Origin of the sequence: Pseudomonas sp. FDAARGOS_380, from assembly GCF_002591235.1 — a bacterium.
GTDB classification, from domain to species: Bacteria; Pseudomonadota; Gammaproteobacteria; order Pseudomonadales; family Pseudomonadaceae; genus Aquipseudomonas; species Aquipseudomonas salmasensis.
The window spans coordinates 730797-751535 of record NZ_CP023969.1 but is presented as its reverse complement, the minus strand read 5'-3'; the positions used below and the strand labels follow the sequence as shown (position 1 = coordinate 751535).

At 60.2% G+C, this 20739-nt stretch carries 17 protein-coding genes; 4 read left to right on the top strand and 13 right to left on the bottom strand.

What is annotated here, in order from left to right; all coding sequences use genetic code 11:
• Nucleotides 1-147 precede the first annotated feature (147 nt).
• Together CRN80_RS03615 and CRN80_RS03610 are read left to right on the top strand one after the other, a co-directional pair.
• On the top strand, nt 148-828 hold the full coding sequence (locus tag CRN80_RS03615) for a Fe2+-dependent dioxygenase (RefSeq protein ID WP_003188464.1): 681 nt from the start codon (nt 148-150) through the stop codon (nt 826-828).
• Between the two features lie 2 nt (nt 829-830).
• On the top strand, nt 831-1574 hold the full coding sequence (locus tag CRN80_RS03610) for a tetratricopeptide repeat protein (protein WP_098949581.1): 744 nt from the start codon (nt 831-833) through the stop codon (nt 1572-1574).
• 121 nt (nt 1575-1695) lie between these two features.
• Here the strand turns inward: CRN80_RS03610 and CRN80_RS03605 are convergent, their stop codons facing one another.
• The 5 genes from CRN80_RS03605 to CRN80_RS03585 form a co-directional block, all read right to left on the bottom strand.
• The gene (locus CRN80_RS03605) at nt 1696-2859 is read right to left on the bottom strand and encodes a type III PLP-dependent enzyme (protein WP_032893596.1); all 1164 of its coding nucleotides are present in this window, start codon (nt 2857-2859) and stop codon (nt 1696-1698) included.
• Between the two features lie 459 nt (nt 2860-3318).
• The gene (locus CRN80_RS03600; RefSeq protein ID WP_003188471.1) at nt 3319-4476 is read right to left on the bottom strand and encodes a betaine/proline/choline family ABC transporter ATP-binding protein; all 1158 of its coding nucleotides are present in this window, start codon (nt 4474-4476) and stop codon (nt 3319-3321) included.
• Nucleotides 4473-5126: an ABC transporter permease gene (locus CRN80_RS03595; protein WP_003188473.1), complete on the bottom strand. Its 654-nt coding sequence runs from the start codon at nt 5124-5126 to the stop codon at nt 4473-4475. Before CRN80_RS03595 ends, CRN80_RS03600 begins: the two co-directional genes overlap by 4 nt.
• A 12-nt stretch (nt 5127-5138) precedes the next feature.
• Complete coding sequence (locus tag CRN80_RS03590) at nt 5139-6032, bottom strand: glycine betaine ABC transporter substrate-binding protein (RefSeq protein WP_032893595.1); 894 nt, start codon at nt 6030-6032, stop codon at nt 5139-5141.
• 19 nt (nt 6033-6051) lie between these two features.
• Entirely contained in the window at nt 6052-6768 is a 717-nt protein-coding gene (locus CRN80_RS03585) for an ABC transporter permease (RefSeq protein ID WP_098949580.1), read from the bottom strand.
• Nucleotides 6769-7100: 332 nt separating this feature from the next.
• On the opposite strand from CRN80_RS03585, the gene CRN80_RS03580 reads away from it, so the two are divergent.
• Nucleotides 7101-8684 carry a peptide chain release factor 3 gene (locus CRN80_RS03580; protein ID WP_003188476.1) on the top strand — a complete coding sequence of 528 codons (1584 nt, stop codon included), beginning with the start codon at nt 7101-7103 and terminating at the stop codon, nt 8682-8684.
• Nucleotides 8685-8957: 273 nt separating this feature from the next.
• Nucleotides 8958-9212, top strand: a complete 255-nt coding sequence (locus tag CRN80_RS03575; protein WP_098949579.1) for a hypothetical protein — start codon at nt 8958-8960, stop codon at nt 9210-9212.
• 83 nt (nt 9213-9295) lie between these two features.
• On the opposite strand, the gene CRN80_RS03570 is transcribed toward CRN80_RS03575, so the two are convergent.
• The 8 genes from CRN80_RS03570 to CRN80_RS03535 all read right to left on the bottom strand — a co-directional run bounded on the left by CRN80_RS03570 (nt 9296) and on the right by CRN80_RS03535 (nt 20726).
• On the bottom strand, nt 9296-11554 hold the full coding sequence (locus CRN80_RS03570; protein ID WP_098949578.1) for a TonB-dependent siderophore receptor: 2259 nt from the start codon (nt 11552-11554) through the stop codon (nt 9296-9298).
• A gap of 424 nt (nt 11555-11978) precedes the next feature.
• Nucleotides 11979-12950: a peptide ABC transporter ATP-binding protein gene (locus tag CRN80_RS03565; RefSeq protein ID WP_003188483.1), complete on the bottom strand. Its 972-nt coding sequence runs from the start codon at nt 12948-12950 to the stop codon at nt 11979-11981.
• Entirely contained in the window at nt 12950-13918 is a 969-nt protein-coding gene (locus tag CRN80_RS03560; RefSeq protein ID WP_034126279.1) for an ABC transporter ATP-binding protein, read from the bottom strand. The genes CRN80_RS03565 and CRN80_RS03560 overlap by 1 nt, the downstream gene beginning before the upstream one ends.
• Nucleotides 13919-13928: 10 nt before the next feature.
• Nucleotides 13929-14840, bottom strand: a complete 912-nt coding sequence (locus CRN80_RS03555; RefSeq protein WP_003188486.1) for an ABC transporter permease subunit — start codon at nt 14838-14840, stop codon at nt 13929-13931.
• Between the two features lie 10 nt (nt 14841-14850).
• Entirely contained in the window at nt 14851-15861 is a 1011-nt protein-coding gene (locus CRN80_RS03550) for an ABC transporter permease subunit (protein ID WP_003171721.1), read from the bottom strand.
• A 76-nt stretch (nt 15862-15937) separates the two neighbouring features.
• Nucleotides 15938-17536, bottom strand: coding sequence for an ABC transporter substrate-binding protein (locus CRN80_RS03545; protein ID WP_032893592.1), 1599 nt, complete (start codon nt 17534-17536; stop codon nt 15938-15940).
• 80 nt (nt 17537-17616) lie between these two features.
• On the bottom strand, nt 17617-19011 hold the full coding sequence (locus CRN80_RS03540) for an OprD family outer membrane porin (protein ID WP_003188488.1): 1395 nt from the start codon (nt 19009-19011) through the stop codon (nt 17617-17619).
• 170 nt (nt 19012-19181) lie between these two features.
• Complete coding sequence (locus CRN80_RS03535; RefSeq protein WP_370874668.1) at nt 19182-20726, bottom strand: ABC transporter substrate-binding protein; 1545 nt, start codon at nt 20724-20726, stop codon at nt 19182-19184.
• Between the last annotated feature and the right edge of the window lie 13 nt (nt 20727-20739).

The window sequence follows — 20739 nt, the reverse complement described above, 5'->3', positions numbered from 1 at the left end:
ATCAATTGCGAGATATTGCTATTCGCATCAAATTTACATTCTTTACACTTTTTTGTTACGGAATTTGCCTTCTCGTTCGTCCCTGTGTTTTACAGGGCGGATAAGAATCAATACCATTGACGCCTCTCTGATCGCAGGTATTGCCCCATGTTGCTGCACATTCCCGGCCTGTTCTCTCGCGAGGAGGTGCTGCGCATTCGCCAGGCCCTGGAAGAGACCGAATGGGCTGACGGCAAAATCACTGCCGGGCACCAGTCGGCCAAGGCCAAGCACAACCTGCAATTACCCGAAGGCCACCCCCTGGCCAAGGAAATCGGCGCGGCGATGCTGGAACGGTTGTGGAGCAACCCGCTGTTCATGTCGGCCGCGCTGCCGCATAAAGTCTTCCCGCCACTGCTCAACTGCTACACCGCAGGCGGCAGTTTCGACTTTCATATCGACAATGCGGTGCGCCAACCCAAAGGCAGCCATGAGCGCGTGCGCACCGACCTTTCGTCCACGCTGTTCTTCAGCGACCCCGACGACTACGACGGTGGGGAACTGGAGATCCAGGACACATTCGGCCTGCAGCGAGTCAAGCTGCCTGCCGGCGACATGGTGCTGTACCCCGGCTCCAGCCTGCACAAGGTCAACGCGGTGACCCGTGGCGCGCGCTATGCCTCGTTCTTCTGGACCCAAAGCCTGGTGCGCGAAGACAGCCAGCGCACCTTGCTGTTCGAGATGGACGGCGCGATCCAGCAACTGACCCGCGACGTGCCCGACCACCCCGCGTTGATCCAGCTCACCGGCACCTACCACAACTTGCTGCGCCGCTGGGTCGAGGTCTGAGCATGGGCTTTTTATTGCGCCGCGAAGAAGTGCTCAACGTCGAGCAATTACAAAGCATGCTCGATGATTCCCCGGTGCGCGCCGCCCAGGCCATCCTGATCGCGGCCAAGGCAGGCGTGGTCGATGCCCAGGCCCTGCTCGGGCAAATCCTGCTGGAAGGGCGCGGCATCGCACGCGATGAAGCGCTGGCGCTGCGCTGGTTCCAGATTGCCGCGCAGGGCGGGCACCTGATGGCGCGCAATATGACCGGGCGCTGCCTGGAGCATGGTTGGGGCTGTGCCGTCGATGAAGCCGCAGCCGCGCAGGAATATCGCCTGGCGGCACACGCCGGGTTGGATTGGGGGCAGTACAACTACGCCAACCTCTTGGCTACCGGCCGTGGCGTTATTGAAGACCAGGCGCAAGCACTGGCGCTGTATCGCCAGGCCGCCGAGCAGGGCCACGCCAAGTCCATGAACCTGCTCGGGCGTTACCTGGAAGACGGGCAGCATTGCCCCAAGGACCTTGAGGCGGCTGTCGAGTGGTATCGCCGTTCAGCCGAGGCAGGGGATTTTCGGGGGCAGTTCAGCCATGCGGCGGTGCTGGCCGACAGTGGCCAGATCGACGCGGCGCTGGAGTGGTTGCACAAGGCGCTGGAGGGCGGGAATCTCAAATTCCTGCGAACGGCTCACAAGGCGCTGGCGCAGGCGGATGACCCGCGAATTCGCGCCATGGCCGAGGCCTACCAACAACGAGCCGCGACCTGATCGTTCCCACGCTCCGCGTGGGAATGCCGCCCTGGACGCTCTGCGTCCGCACATGAGCGCGTAACGCAGAGCGTTACAGGAGGCATTCCCACGCAGAGCGTGGGAACGAGCGGGGGAGGGGTTAAACGTAGAAGGATTTCAACGGTGGGAACCCATTGAACTCCACCGCGCTGTAGCTGGTGGTGTAGGCACCGGTCGACAACCAGTACAGACGATCACCAATGGCCAGGTTCAATGGCAGGCCGTACTTGTAGTTTTCGTACATGATATCGGCGCTGTCGCAGGTCGGGCCGGCGATGACCACTTCTTCCATCTCGCCTTTCTTCTCGGTCCAGATCGGGAACTTGATGGCTTCGTCCATGGTTTCGATCAGGCCGGAGAATTTGCCCACATCCGTGTACACCCAACGCTCGACCGCGGTACGGGACTTGCGCGCCACCAGCACCACTTCGCTGACCAGGATGCCGGCATTGGCGATCAGCGAACGGCCAGGTTCCAGGATGATTTCCGGCAGGTCGTCACCGAAGTCTTCCTTGAGGAAGCGGATGATTTCTTCGGCGTAGGTTTCCAGGCTGTTGGTGCGGGTGATGTAGTTGGCCGGGAAGCCACCGCCCATGTTGATCAGCTTCAGGTGAATGCCGTCTTCTTCTTTCAGGCGTTCGAAGATCACCTTGACCTTGGCGATGGCCGCGTCCCACACGCTGATGTCGCGCTGTTGCGAGCCAACATGGAACGAGATGCCGTAAGGCACCAGGCCCAGGTCGCGGGCGAGGATCAGCAGGTCCATGGCCATGTCGGTCTGGCAGCCGAATTTGCGCGACAACGGCCAGTCAGCGGTGGTCGAGCCTTCGGTGAGGATACGCACATACACTTTCGAACCCGGCGCGGCCTTGGCGATGTTGCGCAGGTCGGCTTCGGAGTCGGTGGAGAACAGGCGCACGCCCTTCTCATAGAAGTAGCGGATGTCCTTGGATTTCTTGATGGTGTTGCCGTAGCTGATACGGTCGGCGCTGACGCCGCGGTCCATGACCTTGTCCAGCTCGTAGATCGAAGCGATGTCGAAGCTCGAGCCTTTGTCTTTCAACAGGTCGATGATTTCAACGGCCGGGTTGGCCTTGACGGCGTAATACACCTTGGCGAATTCGAAACCGGCGCGCAGGTCATCGTAGGCCTGGCTGATCATCGCGGTGTCGATCACCACGAACGGGGTTTCTTGCTTGTCGGCGAACGCCTTCATTTTGTCAAAAGTGGCGCGCGCGAAATAATCTTCGACCTGGATCGACATGCTGGGAACTCCTAAGGGCAAACTAATTTGATCAATGGGTGCAAATGAACGTCCTCCGTATCCCCACTTTGGTTCGCCTACTTCCCAAGGCATGTCGCCGAAAGCAAAAAGGCCACGGGGTAAGCTGCCCTTGGCCTTGCTGTCTCGTCGTCAGTACTTGAGCCGGATGGATCGTTTCCAGCATGGACGTTCGGCGCGAACTTTAGGGCTTGGCGGGCGTGGGATCAACTAAAAATGTCGCGTTTTTGCACGCGTTCGTCGCGCGGCCGCGTGCAGCTACTTATGTAACCGACCGGTGTGACGGATTGATGTTCCCCGGATGGGGCCAATCAGATGGATTTGCGGTGTATTCATCGCAGGCAAGCCAGCTCCCACAGGGGAATGCATTCCAACATAAGAATGCAGTTCAAATGTGGGAGCTGGCTTGTCGGGTCGCCGCATCGCTGCGATAGCGATCTATCAGGCCAAAGCAGTCTCGGCCGGGGAGACAATACTGGTCTTGCCCCCACGGGACTTACCGGAACTCAGGTACTCGGCAATCGACTCCTGGGTCACTTCCCCAAGGAACACCCGCTCCGCATCCATCACCGGCAACCACGAACGGTTGAACTCGTACATGCGCGACAGCAGAATGCGCAAATGCTCGTCATACGCCGCCGTGGCGTTGAACTCGCGCAGGTACTGGCCGCAGGTGCCGGCCTGGCGGTGCAGGTCGCGGCGGCGAACATAGCCCAGCGCCTTGTTTTCGGCGCAGGTGACCACCACGTACCGGCGGTCATGCTCGTCCATCAATTCCAGGGCATCGGCCACCGGGGTTTCCGGGCTCACCGACGGGGCGTTGTCCGCTGCGTCTTCGGCTTTGACCAGCAGCAGGCGCTTGAGGGTGCTGTCCTGGCCCACGAAATTGCTGACGAACTCGTCGGCCGGGTGCGCCAGCAGTGTGTCCGGGTGGTCGATCTGCAGCAGCTTGCCGGCGCGGAAGATGGCGATCTTGTCACCCAGCTTGATGGCTTCGTCGATGTCGTGGCTGACCATGATCACGGTCTTGTTCAGTGCGCGCTGCATCTCGAAGAACTCGTTCTGGATCATCTCGCGGTTGATCGGGTCGACCGCGCCGAACGGCTCGTCCATCAGCAGCAACGGTGCGTCAGCCGCCAGGGCGCGGATCACGCCGATGCGCTGTTGCTGCCCGCCCGACAATTCACGCGGGTAGCGATGCAGGTACTGCTTGGGCTCCAGCTTGATCATGCTCATCAACTCGCGGGCGCGGTCGTGGCATTTCTGCTTGTCCCAGCCGAGCAGCTTGGGCACCACCACGATGTTCTCTTCGATGGTCATGTTGGGGAACAGGCCGATCTGCTGGATCACGTAGCCGATGTTGCGGCGCAGGGTTACTTCATCGAGGTCGGTGGTGTCTTCGCCGTTGATCAAAATCTTGCCCGAGGTGGGCTTGATCAGGCGGTTGATCATTTTCAGCGTGGTGCTCTTGCCGCAGCCCGAGGGCCCCAGGAATACGCAAATCTCGCCTTCGTTGACGGTCAGGCTTACATCGTTGACGGCAGTGACAGTCTTGCCGTTGCTTTGAAAAGTCTTGGACAGGTTTTGAAGTTCGATCATTTGAGCAATCCTTTTGGAGTCAGCGAGCGTTGCAGCCATTGCAGAAGCAGGTCGGCGAAGATGGCCAGGAGGCTGACCAGCACGGCGCCGACGATCAGCATCGACATGTCACTGCGGCTGATAGAAGCCAGAATCAGTACACCCAGGCCACCGGCACCGATGGTGGCGGCGATGGTCATCACACCGATATTCATCACCACGGCGGTGCGCACACCGGCGAGGATCACCGGCACCGCAATCGGCAGTTCGACCATGCGCAGGCGCTGGCCGAAGGTCATGCCGATGCCGCGTGCGGCTTCGCGAATGCCTGGCTCTACGCCGGTCAGTGCGAGGTAGGTGTTACGCATGATCGGCAGCAGGGAGTAGAGGAACACGGCGGTGATCGCCGGCATTGGCCCCAGGCCCTGGCCGAACTTGGAGTAGAACGGCAGCAGCAGGCCGAACAGCGCAATGGAGGGCACGGTCAGTAGCACCGTGGCGCTGGCTTGCAACGGGCCTGCCAGGGTGGGGAAGCGCGTCATCAGAATGCCCAGGGGCACGCCGATAAAGATCGCCAGGATCACGGCGATGCCGACCAGCGTGATGTGCTGCCAGGTCAAGTGCAGCACTTGGGCCCAATCAAGATGGGAAAAGGCGTTCAAAAATTCCATGTCTTCTCCTTTTTAGTTGATTGGATGTTGGCGCAGGAAATCGGCGGCAACGGCGGACGGGCTCTCATGGTCGACGTCGACCCGTGCATTGAGCTGGCGCATGGTTTCGTCGTCGAACAGGTGTGCCAAAGGCTTGAGTTCGGCGGCCAGTTGCGGGTGCTTGTCGAGGTATTCCTGGCGGATCACCGGGGCTGCGGTGTAGTCGGGGAAGTAGTGCTTGTCGTCTTCCAGCAGCTTCAACTTAAAGGCGTTGAGGCGCCCGTCGGTGGTGTAGACCAAACCTGCAAACACCTGGCCGTTACGCAGCGCGGTGTAGACCAGCCCGGCGTCCATCTGCCGGGTGTTCTTGCGCGTCAGGTTCATGTCGTACAGCTTGACCATGCCCGCCAGGCCATCGGAGCGGTTGGCAAACTCGGTATCCAGGGCGACCAGGCGATGCTCTTTGGTCTCCTCGGCCATGGCTTGGGTGAGATCGCTGATGCTGTTGATCTCGGGATGTTCCTGCGCGACTTTCTCCGGCAATGCCAGGGCATAGGTGTTGCTAAAGCGCGACGGCGACAGCCAGACCAGGCCTTTTTTCGCGTCGAGTTCTTTGACCCGAGCGTAGGACTGTTCGCTGTCGAGTTTCTCGTCGATATGGTTGTAGGCCACCAGGGACACACCGGTGTATTCCCAGATCAGGTCCAGTTGCCCGCTTTCCTGGGCACTGCGCGCCAGGTTGCTGCCCAGGCCGCCGGTCACACGGGCGTCGTAGCCCTTGGTGCGCAGGTACTGGGAAGTGATTTCGGCGAGCAGGGTCTGCTCGGTGAACACCCGGGCGCCAATGCGGATCACGGGTTTTTCGGCGGCTTGTGCAATACCTGCAAGCAGCAGGACGCAGCCTAATATCAAGCTCAGTTTTTTCATGTGAATTCCTTTACCGGGCTTAAGACGGGCGCAACCCGCGTTCCAGCCAGAGGCCGCTGGCCATGGTTACCAGGCCGTCAAGCAGCAACGCCAGCAGCGCGGTGCAGGCGGCGCCGAGCAACAGTTGCGGCTGGTTGTTCAGGGCGATGCCGGGGAAGATCAGGCTGCCCAGGCTGTTGGCGCCAATCAGGAAGGCCAGCGGCGCGGTGCCGACGTTGATCGCCAGGGCCACGCGCACACCGCCGATGATGATCGGCACGGCGTTGGGCAATTCCACGCGAAACAGCACCTGACGTGGAGTCATGCCGATGCCGGTGGCGGCTTCTTTCAGGGAACCCTGAACGTTTTTCAGGCCTTCGTAGGTGTTGCGCACGATGGGCAGGAGCGAGGCGAGGAACAGCGCGAAGATGGCCGGGCCGCTGCCGATGCCGAGGACGCCGAGGGCGATGGCCAGTACGGCCAGGGGAGGGACGGTGTTGCCGATGTTGAAGATCTGCATGAAACGTTCTGCGCGCCCGACCATATTGGGTCGGCTGAGCAGGATACCGGCGGGGATGCCCACAATCAGGGCTGCCAGCATGGAGACTAGGACGAGAATCAGATGAGCTTGCAGGTAAAACAACAAATCGTCGCGGTACAGTTCGATCGTGTTGATGCCGATCCAGTGGACCAGCAGGGCCAGGAGAGCGACGACAACCACTGCTCCTATCAGCCCTTTGCCATAGCGAATAGCCACAGGCGGACTCCTTTTTTTCTTCTGTCGGCGAACACATTTCCGAGCGGCAGGGCCATGACTGGCTGCCTTGGAATGGGTTCGCGAAAAGCAACTCGCCGATACTGGCAATGCAGTATGCGATCGAGCCATGAGCGCAGCCTCGTCAGGCTAACTTGCTGATTTTTCAGCCCCTGTTCCGAGTGCGATAGCAGGGGAGTGGACGTCTCTACCTTTTAAAAGGTTCCACACTTGGGCGTATTTAGCCACCCCCAATGGGCTCAACGGTGGTCCGGACCCTCGCGTTTGCGCTATACTCGCCGCCCTTTTTTGACTCACCTGCCAGGCGATTTCCCATGACCCACCAGGCCGCCGAAGTCGCGAAACGCCGCACTTTCGCCATTATTTCCCACCCCGATGCCGGTAAAACCACCATCACCGAAAAGCTGTTGCTGATGGGCAAGGCGATCGCGGTAGCCGGCACGGTGAAATCGCGCAAATCCGACCGCCATGCCACCTCCGACTGGATGGAAATGGAAAAACAACGGGGTATTTCCATTACCACGTCGGTCATGCAGTTCCCGTATCGCGAGCACATGATCAACCTGCTCGACACCCCGGGGCACGAAGACTTCTCCGAAGATACCTACCGCACCCTCACCGCGGTGGACTCGGCGCTGATGGTTCTCGACGGCGGTAAAGGCGTCGAGCCACGTACCATCGCGCTGATGGACGTGTGCCGTCTGCGTGACACGCCGATTGTCAGCTTCATCAACAAACTCGACCGCGATATCCGCGACCCCATCGAGCTGCTGGATGAAATCGAAGCCGTCCTGAAGATCAAGGCCGCGCCGATCACCTGGCCGATTGGTTGCTACCGCGACTTCAAGGGCGTGTACCACCTGGCCGACGACTACATCATTGTCTACACCGCTGGCCACGGTCATGAACGCACCGAAACCAAGATCATCGAGAAGCTCGACTCCGACGAAGCCCGCGCCCACCTGGGTGACGAGTACGACCGTTTTGTCGACCAGCTGGAACTGGTGCAGGGCGCCTGCCATGAGTTCAACCAGCAGGAGTTCCTCGACGGCCAACTGACGCCGGTGTTCTTCGGTACCGCGCTGGGCAACTTCGGTGTCGACCACGTGCTCGACGCCGTCGTGGACTGGGCGCCAAAACCCCTGGCCCGCGTCGCCAACGAGCGCACCGTGGAACCGGTGGAAGAGAAATTCACCGGCTTTGTGTTCAAGATCCAGGCGAACATGGACCCCAAACACCGTGACCGTATCGCCTTCATGCGCATCTGCTCCGGCAAATACGAAAAAGGCATGAAGATGCGCCACGTGCGCACCGGCAAGGACGTGCGCATCGGCGACGCCCTGACGTTCTTCTCCTCCGAGCGTGAGCAGCTGGAAGAGGCGTTTGCCGGCGACATCATCGGTTTGCACAACCACGGCACCATCCAGATCGGCGACACCTTCACCGAAGGCGAAGCGCTGGGCTTTACCGGTATCCCGCACTTCGCCCCGGAACTGTTCCGCCGCGTGCGCCTGCGTGACCCGCTCAAGTCCAAGCAACTGCGCCAAGGCTTGCAGCAATTGGCCGAAGAGGGCGCCACCCAGGTGTTCTTCCCCGAGCGCAGCAACGACATCATCCTCGGCGCCGTGGGGGTGCTGCAGTTCGACGTGGTCGCCAGCCGCTTGAAAGAGGAATACAAGGTGGAGTGCTCCTACGAGCCGATCACCGTGTATTCGGCGCGCTGGATTGATTGCAGCGATAAGAAGAAGTTGGAAGAGTTCTCCAACAAAGCCGTGGAAAACCTCGCGATCGACGGCGGTGGTCACCTGACCTACCTGGCGCCGACCCGGGTGAACCTGGCGTTGATGGAAGAGCGTTGGCCGGATGTGAAATTCCGCGCGACCCGCGAACACCACTAAGGTTTGAGCGGTTAAGAGAAGGGCGAAGCTGTGATGGCTTCGCCCTTTTTATTGGTCGCCCAAAGGCTAAGTGTGGGAGCGCGCTTGCTCGCGAAGGCGGTGGATCAGCCGACGCATCTGTTGAATGACGCCCCGCATTCGCGAGCAAGCCCGCAGTTAATCTCGATTTGACCAGAAATTGGCGCAAACCCTTGATCAGAACTAGCTTCAAAGACTGGCGATGGTAATGGGTCTGTCGCGTGGGCTTTACCTACTGACTGGACGGAATCGATCATGAGTATTTTTCAACGAATAGTGCTGTTGATGAAGGTGCTGGTGCTGTTGTCGTTGGGGATGTCGACGGCCTGGGCGCATAACCCGGTGCATGGCTCAGCCATGGTGACGAGTAGCCAGGGCTCGGACTTGCAGTTGGCCAAGTCCGAAGCGGAACCCGGCGATAAAGGCCAAGGTGGCACTGAGGGGGATGATGACTCGACCACCGAAGAGCCCGACAGCGACGACGCAGACGAAGGCGATAGCCAGACGTAGGCTCGCCCAGCAATGTAAAGCGCTTCAAACAATGCCTTGGATGGGGTTTCCAAGGCATTGTTATTACTGGCCGCCCACTTTCCTCAGAACGAAGTGGTCACCGACGCGAAGTAAGCCCGCCCTGGCTCATTGTAGGTCTGCGCCCCCGCATCCTCGGCGTTGCCTTTGCGCGACAAACGCTTGTCCAGCAGGTTGTTGATGCCCACTCGTACGCTCAGGTTTTTATTGAATTCGTAGCCGCTGCTCAGGCCCATCAGTCCGTACGGGTCGACGTCCTGCTGGGCGCTGCGATCGTAACTGCTGGCGCTGCGTGAGTTGAGCGTCGGCGCCTCCTGCTTGCCGTAATAGGTGCCGCTGACCTGGAAAGACAGCTTGTCAGTGGCTTGCCAGTCCAGCGTGGTGTTGACGGTGTACTTGGGGATGATGCTCAAGGGCTCGCCGGTGTCCTTGTCCTTGGAGTCGATCATGTAGGTCAGGTTGGTGTTCAAGTCCAGATCATCGCGCAGGCTGATGAACAGGTTGCCTTCAACGCCCTGCACCAAGGCTGGGCCGCTGTTTTCCCACTCCAATACACGTCGGCCATTGCCCAGACGGAACGCCGCCTCGTTACTGGCGTTGATCTTGTTCTTGTAGTCATTACGGAAATACGTCGCACTGGTGCGCCAGGTGCCCTTGTCCAAAGCCAGGCCGATTTCCTTGTTGACGCTGATTTCCGGCTTCAGGTCCCGGTTGCCCACCAGGTAGCAACCGCCCATGTTGGCTTCGCTGGCGTTGCAGCCATTGCCACGGCTGTAGAGCAAATAGTTCGGGTTGGACTGGTACAGGTTGGGGGTTTTGTAGGCGCGGGCAATGCCGCCCTTGATGCTCAGTTCATCGGTCAACTGGTGCGAAGCGTTGAAGCTGGGGCTCCAGTTGCCGCCGTATTCCTCATGATCGTCGAAGCGCAAGCCAGGCGTGATGACAGTCTTGCTGCCCAGTTCGATGTTGTCTTCGGCAAACAAGGCGTAGCTTGAGGCGGTGGTCTTGGTACTGTTGCGGCTGATGCCCGGGATGGCGGGGACGCCGCCGGTGCCTGGGTCATAGCTTTGCGGGCGCAACGAGCCAGGGTCGTTCATCGACTCGTAGAGGTATTCGCTGCCCAGGGTCAGCACCTGTTCCGCACCCACGCTCAGGGGCAGGTTGACCTCGGCAGTGGCCCGGGTATTGCGCAGGCGCGACTCGAAACGACCCGCGCTGGCGGAGGGCGCGCCTTCGCCGGAACCGGCCAGGCCTTCGTTGAGGCGCTCGTTGCGGGTCAGGTCGTGGGTCAGCGTGGCCAGGGTCGAACCCCAGTCGAATTCGCCGCGATGGGTGGCAGAAAAGCTGCTGCGTTGAATCACACTGGTTTCCTTGCCCACCAGGCTTTCCACGAACGCGCCACCGCCGTTGAGCATGGTGTCGCCGGCGAAAATATTGCCCTGGCGGCTGTAGCTGGCTTCCAGGTCGAGGGTTTGCTCGGGGGTGAATTGCCAGCTCAGCAAGCCATTCACGTCTTTGTTGCGCACACCTTCGCGGCCGGCTACCAGCGAGTCTGGGGTCGCTTGGGCTGCGCGGTTGATATCGGCGTCATCGGCGTCGGTCTTGTTCAGGCCGCCATAGACGCGGAACGCCAGGCTGTCGCTCAATGGGCCGCTGAGGTTGAAGTTGGTGCGCTTGCTCGCGCCCTCGGCATCGTTTTCGGGAAAGGCGGTGTAGGCGGTCAGCGAGCCGTGCAGTTGGTCGGTGGGGCGTTTGGTGATGATATTGATGACACCGCCCATGGCACCGGAGCCATAACGGGCGGCGGCCGGGCCGCGCAGGATTTCAATGCGTTCGACCTCTTCGGCCGGTACCCAGTTGGTTTCGCCACGGGTATCACGGTCACCACTCCAGCCGTAACGCACAGCGTTGCGCGAGGTGGACGGCTTGCCATCGATCAGAATCAGGGTGTTTTCCGGGCCCATGCCGCGCAGGTCGATCTGGCGGTTATTGCCACGGCTGCCGCTGGAACTGTTGCCGGTCAGGTTCACACCCGGCTCGCGGCGGATGATCTCCGACAGGTCGTTAGTGGGCGGGCGTTTCTTGATGTCTTCGGCGGTGATGATCGACACGCCGGGCGCTTGCTTGAGTTCTTCGGCGGCGGTGCCCAGTACACGTGTCTCGCCCAGCACCAGGGCTTGGGGCGTGCCATCCACAGGCAGGTCTGTCGCTTGGATCGGCACTTTGTCGCGTTCTTTTTCCACGCTCTGCGCCAGTAGCGCGGGGGACGAAAGGGTAGCGATAAACGCCAGCGAGAGATGGCTGAGCCTGAATTGAGACGACATGTCCACAAAGTCCTTTAGGAGGGGCGATTGAACGAGAGGCGTCTGAATTTTTTTCGTGCATCCAGCGCTCTCCGTGCGCCGTAATGGTATTGATTCTCAAACAGAAGTAAATTGCATTTACAATCTATACACTTTTTGAAATGCTCTGGCTCAATGTTTTCAGGGCTTTGGGCAGGGGTTCAAACGGTATGTTTTTTGTTACAACCGCGCAAAAAAAGCCCCTCCGGCCAGACTGATGCGCAATCTGGCGGGAAGGGCGATGGAACTCATGCAACGAGATCATCCCCACGCTCTGCGTGGGGATGGATCCTGTGACGCTCCGCGTCACTCCTGCGCCAGGCTTGAGCTGGCGGACGCAGAGCGTCGCCGACGGCGTTCCCACGCAGAGCGTGGGAACGATCCCACACAGGGCGGTTGTGTTGCTTCAGGCCACAAATTGCTCCGCGTAGTGGCAAGCCACCTGCCGATTATCCAAAGGACGCAACAGCGGCTCCTCGCTGCTGCAACGCGCCGTCGCATACGGGCACCGCTTGTGGAACGCACAGCCAGGTGGCGGGTTCAGTGGGTTGGGCAGTTCGCCGACGATCTTGATCTTCGGCTTGCTCGGGTCCGGGTGAATGGTCGGGGTGGCCGACAGCAGCGCCTGGGTGTAAGGGTGCAAGGGGCGTGCGTAGATGTCTTCCTTGGGGCCCACCTCAACCGGGCGGCCGAGGTACATCACCATCACATCGTCAGCGACGTGTTGCACCACCGCCAGGTTGTGGGAGATGAACACGTAGGCGGTGTTAAATTCCTGCTGCAAATCCATGAACAGGTTAAGCACCTGGGCCTGGATCGACACGTCCAGCGCCGAGGTCGGTTCGTCCGCCACCAGCACTTTGGGTTGCAGCATCATCGCTCGGGCCAGCGCGATGCGCTGGCGCTGGCCACCGGAGAACATGTGCGGGTAGCGCTGATAATGCTCAGGGCGCAGGCCCACTTGCTTCATCATCGCCTGCACTTTCTCGCGGCGCTCAGCGGCCGACAGGTTGGTGTTGATCAGCAACGGCTCGGCCAGTTGATCGCCGACTTTCTGGCGGGGATTCAACGAGGCATAGGGGCTCTGGAACACCATCTGCACGTCTTTGCGCAACTGCTTGCGCTGGGCCTTGTCGGCGCCGGCCACTTCTTGCCCGGCGATTTTCAACGAGCCCGACGAGGGCTCTTCAATCAGCGTCAGGGCGCGGGCCAGGGTGGACTTGCCACAGCCCGACTCGCCCACCACGGCGAGGGTCTTGCCGGCTTCCAGCTCAAAAGACACGCCATTAAGGGCACGCACGGTGGCATGGCCTTTGAACAGGCCACGGGACACTTCGTAGTGACGGGTGAGGTCGCGGGCGGTAAGTACGACGGCCATTACGCCACCTCCTGGTTCAGCGGGTAGAAGCAGCGGGCAAGGCTGTGGCTTTTCGGATCAAGGCCCGGGCGCTGGGCGCGGCAGGAGTCCTGCACGTACGGGCAGCGCGGCGACAGCAGGCAACCCTGTGGGCGGTCATAGCGACCCGGCACGATGCCCGGCAGGGTGGCCAGGCGCGTAGCACCCAGGCTGTGCTCGGGAATCGCCTTGAGCAGCGCTTCGCTATACGGGTGTGCCGGAATGTCGAACAACTGCGGCACCTGGCCGACTTCCACGGCTTGGCCGGCGTACATCACGCACACGCGCTGGGCGGTCTCAGCCACTACCGCGAGGTCGTGGGTGATCAGCACCAGGCCCATGTTCTGCTCTTTTTGCAGGGCCAGCAGCAGTTCCATGATCTGCGCCTGGATGGTCACGTCCAGTGCAGTGGTCGGTTCATCGGCGATCAGCAGTTTGGGCTCGCCGGCAATTGCCATGGCGATGGCCACACGCTGGCTCATACCGCCGGACAGTTGATGCGGGTAGGCGTCCATACGGCTTGCGGCGCCTGGGATCTCGACCTTTTCCAGCAGCTCGATGGCGCGTTTGCGTGCTTGTTTGCCGGACATTTTCAAATGCAGGCGCAGCACTTCTTCGATCTGGAAACCCACGGTGTAGCTGGGGTTCAACGCGGTCATCGGGTCCTGGAACACCATCGCCAGGTCTTTGCCGACGATCTGGCGGCGCTGGCGGTTGCTCAACTTGAGCATGTCCTTGCCGTCGAAGTTCAGGGCGTCGGCGGTGACGATGCCAGGGTGCTCGATCAGGCCCATCAGCGCCATCATGGTCACGGATTTACCCGAACCCGACTCGCCAACGATCGCCAGTACTTCGCCTTTGTCGACCGAAATGTCGAGGCCATCGACTACCGGCACGGCGGTCTTGTCGCCGAAGCGTACGTTGAGATTCTTGATTTCTAACAGTGACATGGGAATCTCCTCAGGCGGCGTTCTTGAGTTTCGGGTCCAGCGCGTCGCGCAGGCCGTCACCCATCAAGTTGATTGCCAGCACGCTGAGCAAAATGGTCAAGCCAGGCAGGCTCACCACCCACCAGGCGCGTTCGATGTAGTCACGGGCCGAGGCCAGCATGGTGCCCCACTCAGGGGTTGGCGGTTGTACGCCAAGGCCAAGGAAGCCCAGGGCCGCGGCATCGAGAATCGCCGAGGAAAAGCTCAAGGTCGCTTGTACGATCAGCGGTGCCATGCAGTTAGGCAGCACGGTGATGAACATCAGGCGTGGCAGGCCGGCGCCAGCGAGGCGGGCGGCAGTCACGTAGTCGCGGTTCAGTTCGCCCATTACGGCCGCGCGGGTCAGACGCACGTAGGACGGCAGCGACACGATGGCGATGGCGATCACGGTGTTGATCAGGCCAGGGCCGAGGATGGCGACAATCGCCACGGCCAGCAGCAGCGACGGCAGGGCCAGCATGATATCCATCAAGCGCATGATGGTCGGGCCGAGCAAGCGCGGGAAGAACCCGGCGAACAGGCCCAGCAGGATGCCCGGGATCAGCGACATCACCACCGACGACAAGCCGATCAGCAACGACAGGCGCGAACCCTGGATCAGGCGCGAGAGCAAGTCACGGCCCAGTTCGTCGGTGCCCAGCAGGAACTGCATCTGCCCACCTTCCAGCCACGCCGGCGGGGTCAGCAGGAAGTCGCGGTATTGCTCGCTGGGGTTATGCGGGGCAACCCACGGAGCGAAGATCGCGCAGAACACGATCAGCAACATGAACAGCAGGCCGGCAACCGCGCCTTTGTTCTTGGAGAAGGCTTGCCAGAATTCTTTGTACGGGGACGGGTACAGCAGGCTCTGATCGACTGCTGACACTTGAGTAGGTGTGGTCATGGTCATGATCTCAGCGCTGGTGACGGATGCGTGGGTTGGCGAAGCCGTAGAGGATATCCACCACGAAGTTCACCAGGATCACCAGGCAGGCGATCAGCAGAATGCCGTTTTGCACCACTGGGTAGTCCCGCGCGCCAATGGCTTCGATCAGCCATTTGCCGATGCCGGGCCACGAGAAGATGGTTTCGGTCAGTACCGCACCGGCCAGCAGTGTGCCGACTTGCAAGCCGACCACGGTGAGTACCGGGATCAGCGCGTTGCGCAGGCCGTGCACGAACACCACGCGAGCCGGCGATAGGCCCTTCGCCTTGGCGGTACGGATGTAGTCCTCACGCAGCACTTCGAGCATCGACGAACGGGTCATGCGCGCGATCACTGCCAGCGGGATGGTGCCGAGCACGATGGCCGGCAGGATCAGGTGGTGCAACGCATCCCAGAACGCGTCCGGCTCGTCGGCCAGCAGGGTGTCGATCAGCATGAAGCCGGTGCGCGGCTCGATGTCGTAGAGCAGGTCGATACGCCCGGAAACCGGGGTCCAGCCCAGGCTCACCGAGAAGAACATGATCAGGATCAGGCCCCACCAGAAGATCGGCATCGAATACCCCGCCAGGGAGATGCCCATCACCCCATGGTCGAACAGGGACCCTCGCTTGAGTGCCGCGATCACCCCGGCCAACAGGCCCAGGATACCGGCGAACAACAGCGCGGCCATGGACAGTTCCAGGGTCGCGGGGAAGAGGGCGGTGAACTCGGTCCACACGCTGGTGCGGGTGCGCAGCGATTCGCCAAGGTCGCCCTGGGCGAGCTTGCCGACATAGTCCAGGTATTGCGCATACAGCGGCTTGTTAAGGCCAAGGCGCTCCATTGCCTGTGCGTGCATTTCGGGGTCAACCCGTCGCTCGCCCATCATGACTTCTACGGGGTCGCCTGGAATCATGCGAATCAACGCAAAGGTCAGCAACGTGATGCCGAAGAACGTGGGGATCAATAACCCCAGTCGGCGGGCAATAAAACTAAACATCTTGGTGTGTACCTCAATCAGCCGGTTAGGCAGGTCCGGCACCGTCAGTGTCGACGGTGCCGAGCGTTTTTCTTATTTACTTCACCTGGGTGGTGGCGAAGTTATTTGTACCCAGAGGGCTTTGGGTGAAGCCTTCTACGTTCTTGCGCATGGCGGTGAACAGTTTCGGGTAAGCCATTGGAAGCCATGGCTGGTCCTTCTCGAAGACATCTTGTGCTTGTTCATAGAGCGCAGCCCGTAAGGCCGGTTCCTTTTCCGCACGAGCCTTGTCGATCAAGTCCTGAAACTCTTTGTTACACCAGCGTGCGTAGTTTTCGCCGTTTTTCGCCGCATCGCAACTCAGGTTCGGAGTGAGGAAGTTATCCGGGTCGCCGTTGTCACCGACCCAGCCCGCCGAAACCATGTCGTGCTCGCCGTTTTTAGCGCGTTTGAGCATTTCGCCCCATTCCATGACTTTGATATTGACCTTCAGGCCAACCTGCGCCAGATCCGCCTGCATACGCTGGGCGCCGAGCATTGGATTGGGGTTGGTTGGGCCGCCGCCGTTGCGGGTGAACAGGGTGAATTCTGTGCCTTCCGGTACGCCGGCTTCCTTGAGCAGGGCGCGGGCCTTGTCCAGGTCACGGGGTGGGTTCTTCAGTTTTTCGCTGAAACCCAGCAAGGTCGGTGGGTAGGGGCCGGTGCCGACTACCGCGTTGCCTTTGCCGAACAGGGCTTCGGTGTAACCTGCCTTGTCGAACGCGATGTTAATCGCATGGCGTACCCGGGCATCGCTCATGTATTTGCGCGTGGTGTTCAATGCGGTGTAGCTGGTGGTCATCGCAGCCAGTTCATCGACTTTCAGGTTCGGATCTTTCTTGATGCTTGGGATGTCATCCGGCTTGGGGAACAACGCGATCTGACATTCGTTGGCCTTGAGCTTTTGCAGGCGCACGTTGTTATCGGTGGTGATCGCCAGAATCAGCGGGTCGACCGCCGGTTTGCCGCGGAAGTAGTCCGGGTTGGCCTTGAAGCGCGCCTGGGCATCTTTCTGGTAGCGATTGAAGACGAATGGGCCAGTGCCGATAGGCTTGGCGTTGAGGTCTTCAGTTTTACCGGACTTGAGCAACTGGTCGGCGTATTCCTTCGAGTGGATTGAAGAGAATGCCATGCCCAGATCGGCCAGGAACGGAGCTTCTGGGCGGGTCAGGGTAAAGACGACGGTGTGATCATCGGTCTTCTCTACGCTCTTGAGCAGTTCCTTGAAACCCATGCTTTCGAAATACGGGTAACCCACGAGAGATTTGTTATGCCACGGGTGATTCGGGTCCAGCTGGCGCTGGAAGCTCCAAAGCACATCATCGGCGTTCAGGTTGCGCGTGGGTTTGAAATAGTCGGTGGTGTGAAACTTGATGTCGTCACGCAGGTGGAACGTATAGGTCAGGCCATCGGCGCTGATTTCCGGCAGGTCTTTGGCCAGGGCAGGCACCACTTCTGTGGTGCCGGGCTTGAAGTCCACCAGGCGGTTGAACATGGTTTCAGCGGCGGCGTCAGCGGTCACGGCAGTGGTGTACAGGACCGGGTCGAAACCTTCCGGGCTGGCTTCGGTGCAGACCACCAGCGGTTTGGCCGAAACGCCGATCGCCACGCTCAACAGCGCAGCGGCCATGGCGGCTTGGAGTGGGAGCATTTTCATTCAGAGCCCTCTGCAATCGATGGAACCAGAAAAGCGTAGGCGGCGGGCTCGTCCTGAGCTCGCCGCCTGCCTGGCACTAATTAAAGGATGTTGAACGGGATGGTGGTAACCAGACGGAACTCTTTGATGCTGCCGTCGGACTGGAACTCGCTGCCACGGTGCTCAACATAGGTTGCACGCACGGTGGTGGCTTTGAGTGGGCCGCTCTGCAGCGCGTAAGAGGCGCCTACACCGTATTCCTGGTGCTTCTCGCCGTCCTGGGACTGGATGCCGTCATAGGCAAACTTGGCCCGGCCATTGTTGCCGGTGTAGTGGGTACCGTCGATGCCCCAGCCGCGTGCCGAGTAGGCGTTGAACTTAAGGCCAGGTACGCCGTATTCAGCCATGTTGATGGCATAGGCGATCTGGAAGGATTTCTCGTTCGGGCCGTTGAAGTCAGACGTCAGGGAGTTGGCCAGGTAGATACCGTTGGTTTCGTGCAGGTAGTCGAAGTACTCGTTACCGTTCACTTGCTGGTAGCCGAAGGTCAGGCTGTGTGCCTGGTGAGTCAGGCCCAGGGAGAGGGAGAAGGTATCGTTGTCGATTTCCCCCATCTCTTTTTTGCCTTCATCGACAGTCTTGTAGTAGTTGAAACCGGTAGTGAGGCCCAACTGCTGAGCGTCGCCCAGCTCGTGGGTAGCGCCGAAGTAGTACTGGTTCCAGAAGTCCTTCACGTTGGCGGCGAAGAAGCTGGTCTTCAGGCTTTTCAGCGGCTGGTAGTTCACACCCAGGGTCGACACTTTGTCGGTTTCTGCGCCGTTGCCGTATTCGCTGCGGAATTTCGACAGGCTCTGCTCGCTACGTGGCGAAACGCGGTCGAACACGCCACCCTGGAACGACAGGTTGCTGAACTCTTCGCTGTTAAAGCTCACACCCTGGAAGCTGGAAGGCAGGGCACGGTTGCCGATGGTGTCGACGATGCCGCTGCTGAAGTTCTGGCGACCGGCGGTCAGTGTGGTGTTGGACACACGGAATTGCACGTTGGCCAGGCCCAGTTTGCTCCACTGGTCGACGGCGTCACCGTTGGAGTCGGCCAGGGTACGGTTGGAGCCGCCTTTGATATCACGCTTGCTGCGGTCCAGTACCAGGGCGTTGTACACCGCCACTTCAGTCTTGACCCCAACGGTGCCCTGGGTGAAGCCCGAGCTGGCGTTGAGGATGGTGCCTTGCACCCAGTTGGTACGGTTGCGGTCGGTCAGGGTCTGGCCGTGTTTCTGGTACGAGAAGGTGCCCCCACGGTATTTGCTTTCATGGGAGTACCAGTTACGCGTGGTGCCGCCCAGGCTGAAATCTTCGATAAAGCCTTTGGCCTCGCTTTGGGCGCTGGTGCCGGCCAGGGTGGTAGGAACGAAGTCCTGGCTTTGCGTTTCAGCGTAGGCGGTGGCCGTGATGCTGCTGATGGCCAAGGCCAGAAGCGCTTTGCTGCTCAGTTTCATGGGTGAAGCTCCTTTGGTTCTCTTTTTTAATGCCGGTCTTTTTGGGTGATCCGGCTATTGGGTGTGGAACTCGTTCAAGCTATTGCAAACGTTTGGCGTAGGAAATTTCCCAACAAAAGTCGCACGTTTGCCGGGGAGCCGATTTCGCTCCCCGCCATCCGGTTATTGTCTTATGGGTTGATGCTGACGCCCGAGAACACGTTGCGGCCGAAGGGGCTTACCTTGAAGCCTTCGACTTTGGCGCTTAACGGCTGGTTGACCGTCGAGTGGGCGATAGGCGTGATCGGCACCTGCTGCTTAAGCAGTTGCTGCGCCTGTTTGTACAGAACAGTCCTTTGTTCGCGGTCGGTCACGACCTTGGCTTGCTTGATCAGCTTGTCGTACGCCGGGTCGCACCACATGGAGTAGTTGTTCCCGCCGATGGCGTCGCAGCTGTAGAGGGTGCCGAGCCAGTTGTCCGGGTCACCATTGTCGCCGGTCCAGCCGATCAGGCTGACATCGTGCTCACCGTTTTTGGTGCGCTTGATGTACTCGCCCCACTCATAGCTGACGATCTTGACCTTGAGGCCGATCTTGGCCCAGTCGTTTTGCAGCATCTCGGCCATCAGCTTGGCGTTGGGGTTGTACGGGCGCTGTACCGGCATGGCCCACAGAGTGATCTCGGTGCCTTCCTTGACACCGGCGGCCTTGAGCAACTCCTTGGCTTTTTCCGGGTTGTAGGCGGCATCCTTGATGCTGTCGTCGTAAGACCACTGCGTCGGCGGCATGGCGTTGACCGCCAGTTGCCCGGCGCCCTGGTACACGGCGTTGAGAATGCTCTGCTTGTTCACCGCCATGTCCAGCGCCTGGCGTACTTCAAGCTGATCGAACGGCTTGTGGCGCACGTTGTAGGAGATATAGCCGAGGTTGAAGCCCGGCTTGGTCAGCAGCTGCAGGTTCGGGTCGGCCTTGAGGGCTTCGACATCGGCGGGGCGTGGATGCAGGGTCACCTGGCATTCGCCGGCCTTGAGTTTTTGCACGCGTACCGAGGCGTCGGTGTTGATGGCGAAGATCAGTTGGTCCAGCTTGACGCGGCTCGGGTCCCAGTACTGTTTGTTGCCCACGTAGCGGATCTGCGAATCTTTCTGGTAACGCTGGAACACGAACGGGCCAGTGCCGATCGGCTTCTGGTTGATGTCGCTGGGCCGGCCTTGCTTGAGCAACTGCTCGGCGTATTCGGCCGAAAGGATCGCGGCAAAGCTCATGGCGATGTTCTGCACGAACGCAGCGTCCACCGTGTTCAGGGTCATCACCACGGTGTAGGGGCCTGTTTTCTCGACCTTGGCGATGTTCTTGTTCAGGCTCATCCCGTTGAAGTACGGAAACTCGGTAGGGTAGGCCTTGCGAAACGGGTGGTCGGGGTCAAGCATGCGGTTGAAGGTGAACAGCACGTCGTCGGCGTTGAAGTCCCGCGTCGGCTTGAATTCCTTGTTGCTGTGGAATTTCACCCCTTCACGCAGGTGGAAGGTGTAGGTCAGGCCATCCGGGGAGATATCCCACTTGGTTGCCAGCCCAGGGACGACGTCGGTGGCGCCTTTTTCGAACTCCACCAAACGGTTATACAAAGGCTCCGCCGCATCGTTGTCGGTGGCGGTGGTGTATTGCGCAGTGTCAAACCCTGCCGGGCTGCCTTCGGAGCAGAACACCAGGCTCTTCTTTTCGGCGGCTTGGCCCATCGTGGCCACGGCC

Bases quoted from the DNA above. Each gene is read 5' to 3' on its own strand.
- CRN80_RS03615 (WP_003188464.1), top strand. From the start codon at position 148: ATGTTGCTGCACATTCCCGGCCTGTTCTCTCGCGAGGAGGTGCTGCGC.
- CRN80_RS03610 (WP_098949581.1), top strand. From the start codon at position 831: ATGGGCTTTTTATTGCGCCGCGAAGAAGTGCTCAACGTCGAGCAATTA.
- CRN80_RS03605 (WP_032893596.1), bottom strand. From the start codon at position 2,859: ATGTCGATCCAGGTCGAAGATTATTTCGCGCGCGCCACTTTTGACAAA.
- CRN80_RS03600 (WP_003188471.1), bottom strand. From the start codon at position 4,476: ATGATCGAACTTCAAAACCTGTCCAAGACTTTTCAAAGCAACGGCAAG.
- CRN80_RS03595 (WP_003188473.1), bottom strand. From the start codon at position 5,126: ATGGAATTTTTGAACGCCTTTTCCCATCTTGATTGGGCCCAAGTGCTG.
- CRN80_RS03590 (WP_032893595.1), bottom strand. From the start codon at position 6,032: ATGAAAAAACTGAGCTTGATATTAGGCTGCGTCCTGCTGCTTGCAGGT.
- CRN80_RS03580 (WP_003188476.1), top strand. From the start codon at position 7,101: ATGACCCACCAGGCCGCCGAAGTCGCGAAACGCCGCACTTTCGCCATT.
- CRN80_RS03575 (WP_098949579.1), top strand. From the start codon at position 8,958: ATGAGTATTTTTCAACGAATAGTGCTGTTGATGAAGGTGCTGGTGCTG.
- CRN80_RS03570 (WP_098949578.1), bottom strand. From the start codon at position 11,554: ATGTCGTCTCAATTCAGGCTCAGCCATCTCTCGCTGGCGTTTATCGCT.
- CRN80_RS03565 (WP_003188483.1), bottom strand. From the start codon at position 12,950: ATGGCCGTCGTACTTACCGCCCGCGACCTCACCCGTCACTACGAAGTG.
- CRN80_RS03560 (WP_034126279.1), bottom strand. From the start codon at position 13,918: ATGTCACTGTTAGAAATCAAGAATCTCAACGTACGCTTCGGCGACAAG.
- CRN80_RS03555 (WP_003188486.1), bottom strand. From the start codon at position 14,840: ATGACCACACCTACTCAAGTGTCAGCAGTCGATCAGAGCCTGCTGTAC.
- CRN80_RS03550 (WP_003171721.1), bottom strand. From the start codon at position 15,861: ATGTTTAGTTTTATTGCCCGCCGACTGGGGTTATTGATCCCCACGTTC.
- CRN80_RS03545 (WP_032893592.1), bottom strand. From the start codon at position 17,536: ATGAAAATGCTCCCACTCCAAGCCGCCATGGCCGCTGCGCTGTTGAGC.
- CRN80_RS03540 (WP_003188488.1), bottom strand. From the start codon at position 19,011: ATGAAACTGAGCAGCAAAGCGCTTCTGGCCTTGGCCATCAGCAGCATC.
- CRN80_RS03535 (WP_370874668.1), bottom strand. From the start codon at position 20,726: ATGGGCCAAGCCGCCGAAAAGAAGAGCCTGGTGTTCTGCTCCGAAGGC.